1 protein-coding gene is annotated in these 1,184 nt (G+C 59.0%); it reads right to left on the bottom strand.

Annotated features, from left to right (window positions below; translation table 11 throughout):
* Nucleotides 1-1,184: class I adenylate-forming enzyme family protein (locus Q7J58_RS10955; RefSeq protein ID WP_304827529.1), on the bottom strand; the 1,184-nt coding region annotated here is incomplete at both ends.

Here is a 1,184-nt window from a genome sequence, read left to right on the forward strand (position 1 = left end):
CAGGTCTTCTCGCCCATGATTTCGTCGGGCACCGCCACCGCTGCTACCTCTTGCACACCGGGGTGGGTGAGTACCAGGTTCTCGACCTCGGCGGCGCTTATATTGAAACCACCACGAATGATGATGTCCTTCTTGCGGTCAAAAAAGCCGATGTGGCGTTCATCGCGCACGATGAAAAAATCACCGGTGCGAAAGAAACCGTCGGCCGTGAACGAATTCTGCGCGAGGTCTGGCCGCCGGTAGTAGCCGGCAAACACGTTGGGTCCGCGATAGACCAACTCGCCCACCTCGCCTGGCCGCGTGCATTCTTGGTCTTGCTCGTCAAGCAGCTTGGCTTGTACGCCTTCCATTGTCGACGGCCATTCAAGTCCCGGCTTGCCCCACCAGGGAAAATGTTCCGATCGCATAGCGAAGTCCGGCACGTCAACCGGGCCGCCAACCAAGCCTGTGCCCTCGGTCTGCCCCCACAGGTTGCAGATCTCGATGTTCCAGCGGCGCTTGAACTCCTCCATGCTCCAGCGCGAGGGCGGCGCTGAGCCTGTGGCGATTGAGCGGATGGATGACAAATCGAGGCTGTCGACATTGGGCAGCTTGAGGATCATGTTCAGGATTGCAGGCACCAGAATCGTGAACTGAACCTTTTCCGTGAGTATTTGCTTGAGGAACAGTTCGACATTGAGCGGATGGTGCAGCAGCAGCGTGCCACGCGCTGCCAGCCAGCTCAGCCAAGCCACGGCACCCGTCATGTTGACCATCGGTGCTGGTGCCAGTACACGGTCACCCTCTTGAATGCCCGCCGTATTGGGCACCAGCCGCATCTGGTAAAGCCAGTTGTTGTGCGACATCGGACAGCCCTTGGCATGTGATTCAGTACCCGAGGACCAGCACAGGCTGAAAATATCGTTGGCACTGACGCTGACAGCGTCCAGCAGGGCCTGGTCTGGTGCCTGTGCGGCCAAAGCGGTGACGTCTTCAATCGCCACGGTGGCGTAGCCTAGCTTGGCAGCCATCGAAATGTGGTCGAAGCCCTTGAAATTTTTTACGCCGATGTAGAGCTGCGCCTGACTGGCCTCTGCGACGTTGCGCAACTCGGTTTCGCGCCACTGCATGGCCACCGGAGACAGCACGCCTCCGGCGCGGGACACAGCAAAGTACAACGCAATCAACTCCCAGACATTGGGTAA

It is taken from the genome of Hydrogenophaga sp. (genome assembly GCF_030656115.1).
Lineage (GTDB): Bacteria > Pseudomonadota > Gammaproteobacteria > Burkholderiales > Burkholderiaceae_C > Hydrogenophaga.